Genomic DNA, 3,327 nt, shown 5'->3' with positions numbered 1-3,327 from the left:
TTTTCGCATTTTCGCGGAGTGTCAGCGCTGTGGTTGGGCGGTGCCCCAGGTGGGGCGGCCCTCCTCGTGGCCGGGGGTGTCGGAGAGCCGGGCGACGTCGGTGCCGTCGGAGTTCATGGTGTAGAGCTCGGAGGTTCCGCCGGCGGCGGCCTGCGCGAAGGCGATGGTGGTGCCGTCGGGGGAGTAGGTGGCGTTGCCGTACGTGGTGTCGGACGGGTCGGGGGTGAGCGCCTCGATGGCGGTGCCGTCGGGCTGGACGGTGTAGATGCCCCCGCCGGGGGCGTTGTCGGTGTCACCGGGGTAGCTGGTGAAGAGGATGTGGCCGCCGTCGGGGGACCAGCTGGCGCGTTCGCCGGCCCGCAGTTCCCAAGGGGTGAGGCGGTGCAGACCGGTGCCGTCGGCGTTGACGAGGTAGAGCGCCCGGCTGTTGGCGGGCTGGCCGGTGGCGCTGGTCCGGTAGGAGAAGACGATCTGCGTGCCGTCGGGGGACCAGGCCGGGTCGGTGACGTCGCCGGAGTAGGGGACGTCGTTGTTGAGGAAGGTGATCCGCTGGGCGGTGGTGCCGTCGGTGGCGATGACGTACAGGTCGCTGTACTGGATCTGGTCGTCCTCCGGGTCGGATTCGCCCCAGGCGCGGGTGAAGGCGAGCCGGGTGCCGTCGGGTGACCAGGCGGGCGTGGTCTCCGCCTCGTTGAGGCAGTCGGGGGCGTCGGCCTCGCAGAGCGCGCCGAGCTGCTGGGCCTTCCGGCCGTCGACGCCCGTGATCCAGAGCCGGCCGCGGGAGTCGCCGCTGGTGCGGTCGAACGCGATCGTGGTGCCGTCGGGTGACCAGGCCGGATGGTCGTCGCGGGTCTGCTCGGGCGGCTGGGTGAGCTGTTGGCGGGTCTTGCCGTCGGCGGTCACGGTGAAGATGGCGCTGGTGAGGCGGCCCTGATCGAGGAAGACCCGGCCGGCGATGAGGCCGTTGGGGGGCGTCGGGGCGGCGGGGGCGGCCTCGGCGGCGCCGAGCACCTCGGGAGTGACGGTGGCGACGGCCGGATCGGCGGTCGGGGTGGGGGACTCGGCGCGGATCTCGCTGAGCGGGATCTCCCCGGGCTGGGCGCCGCAGCCGGTGAGCAGGGCCCCGGCCAGCAGGAGGCCCGCACCGGCGCGGTGGCGGGTGCGGGCCGTGGTGGGTGTGGTGCGGTGGATGGTGGGGGTGGTCCGTGAGAGCCGTGTCCGTGTGCGGGTCATCCGCGTCTCATCTCCGTCTCCGATCCGTCCGGCGCGGCCGGGCGTGAGCCCCCCGAAGGAGCTGTCACTGTGTCAGATCGAGGAGAGGGGGACGGGGCGACACGCGATGGTCCGCGTCCGCTCGGGGACGGGGAGTCATCCGTTCGCGGGCGGTGGGTCAGTCCTTGGCGGCGCGCCGTTCGGCCTTGGCGACGGCCTCCGCCTCGTCCTCGGCCTCGGCGGTCTCCAGGGTGGGCGCGGTGCCGCCGAGCTGGGCGGGCAGCCACCAGGTGTCGTCGGGGCCGGAGGGCTTGCCGGGGTACTCGCGCTGGGCCCGGTCGAGCATCTCGGTCATCGCGGCGCGCAGCCGGCGGGTGACCATGACCGGCTTGTCCTCGGGCTTCAGCACGATCGGCTCGCCGATCATGATGGTGACCGGGACGTGCCGCTTGGTGAGGGTCTTCGGGCGGCCCTTGGTCCACAGCTGCTGGGTGCCCCAGAGGACCACCGGGAGCAGCGGGGCGCCGGAGTCGGCGGCCATCCGGGCGGCGCCGGTCTTGAACTTCTTCAGCATGAAGGAGCGGCTGATGGTCGCCTCGGGGAAGACGCCGACCACCTCGCCGGCGCGCAGGGCGCGCACGGCGGCCTCGTAGGCGGGCTGGCCGTCGGTGCGGTCGACCGGGATGTGCTTCATGCCGCGCATCAGCGGGCCGGAGACGGCGTGCTTGAAGACGTCGTCCTTGGCCATGAAGCGGGTCTTGCGCTTGCCGCCGCGGTAGGCGCCAAGGCCGGCGAAGAGGAAGTCGAGGTAGCTGATGTGGTTGCTCACGAGCACCGCCCCGCCCTTCGCGGGGATGTGTTCGGCGCCGATGATCCTGATGCGCACGTCGAGTGCGCGGAAGACGGTCAGCGCGGCGCCGATCACCGGCGGGTACACGAGCTCTGCCACGGTCAGTCCTGACTTCGACGGGCCTGGCGGCCCAGTACGGCGGGGTCCCGCGTGCGGTGGGCGGGGCCGACCGGGGGCGCGGCACACCGCGGTGGCCACGGGCGATACACGGAGATGATCCCCCGAACGGGTACCCGCTGTCACCTGAGCCGGGCCGCGCGGTCGGATCCGGCGGTGTGATGTGCGTGATGAGCTGGGACGGGAACTTTTCCCGGCCGGGCGTCCGGTCGTTTTCGCTGCCCGTTCGGGCGGGGCCGGCTCGGGGATGACCGGGGCGGCGGCGGGTGTTGTGGTGGCCGCGGGCGCGTTCGGCGGCCGCCGGTGGTGTGCGGGTCGGGCGCGGGTGACGGAAGGCTGTGGGTGCGGGTGGGTGACGGGGTGGTGCGGCTGTCGGCGGCGGAGCTGGGGGAGCCGCTCGGGCAGCGGGCGACGCTGGTGCAGTTCTCGACGGCGTTCTGCCAGCCGTGCCGGGCGACCCGGCGGGTGCTGGCCGAGGTGGCGGGGATGGTGGCCGGGGTGGCGCACGTCGAGGTGGACGCCGAGGAGCGGTTGGAGCTGGTGCGGCGGCTGGACGTCGTGCGGACGCCGACCGTGCTGGTGCTGGACGCCGGCGGCCGGGTGGTGCGGCGGGCGGCGGGGCAGCCCCGGCGGGCGGATGTGATCGCGGCGCTGGGCGCGGCGGTCTAGCGGCGGCCTGGAGGTGGTCCGGCGATGGTCGGTGGCGGTCCGGAGGTCGGCGGTCCGGCGGGCGCCGGGGTGTGGGCGGGGGCGTGCGGGGCGGCTCCGAGGTGACTCCGGTGGCGGAAGGGGAGCCCCGTCGGGTGGAGTCCGAGGTGGGCTGGGGCAGGATGGGCCTGACGGCGGTGTGACCGTCCCCCCGGTCCGCGGTGGACCGGAGGCCTTCCCGGGGCTGCCGAGGGGGCCGCGGGGCGCTCGGCCGGGACCGCGCGGCGTAAGCTACTGGCGAGTAGTGACCGTCGGGCTACTGGCGGGTATGCTGCCAGCAAGTTCCGGACCGGCACGGGAGCAGGCCGCCGGGAGCGGGTGCGAGCCGTGTTCGCATCCCCTTGCGCAGCCGCAGCCGCCGGACGAGACCAGTACAGGAGACAGGCCGTGAGCTTGAGGATCGTTGTCTGTGTGAAGTACGTGCCGGACGCGACGGGTGA

3 protein-coding genes are annotated in these 3,327 nt (G+C 73.8%); 1 reads left to right on the top strand and 2 read right to left on the bottom strand.

Annotated features, from left to right (window positions below):
- Positions 1–21: 21 nt before the first annotated feature.
- Positions 22–1,233, bottom strand: a complete 1,212-nt coding sequence (locus ABD308_RS39075; RefSeq protein ID WP_344345836.1) for a TolB family protein — start codon at positions 1,231–1,233, stop codon at positions 22–24.
- Positions 1,234–1,390: 157 nt separating this feature from the next.
- Positions 1,391–2,161 (bottom strand): lysophospholipid acyltransferase family protein, encoded by a 771-nt coding sequence (locus ABD308_RS39070; RefSeq protein ID WP_344345834.1) that lies wholly within the window; start codon positions 2,159–2,161, stop codon positions 1,391–1,393.
- 321 nt (positions 2,162–2,482) lie between these two features.
- Between ABD308_RS39070 and ABD308_RS39065 the strand changes: the two genes are divergently transcribed.
- Positions 2,483–2,848, top strand: coding sequence for a TlpA family protein disulfide reductase (locus tag ABD308_RS39065; RefSeq protein WP_425554969.1), 366 nt, complete (start codon positions 2,483–2,485; stop codon positions 2,846–2,848).
- Positions 2,849–3,327 lie beyond the last annotated feature (479 nt).

Origin of the sequence: Kitasatospora putterlickiae, assembly GCF_039527695.1 — a bacterium.
Lineage (GTDB): Bacteria > Actinomycetota > Actinomycetes > Streptomycetales > Streptomycetaceae > Kitasatospora > Kitasatospora putterlickiae.
The sequence above is the reverse complement of the archived record's forward strand: the minus strand, read 5'-3'. Positions and strand labels throughout refer to the sequence as shown.

What these genes read in the sequence shown, in the direction of transcription:
- ABD308_RS39075 (WP_344345836.1), bottom strand. Translation starts at nt 1,233, where the DNA reads ATGACCCGCACACGGACACGGCTCTCACGGACCACCCCCACCATCCAC.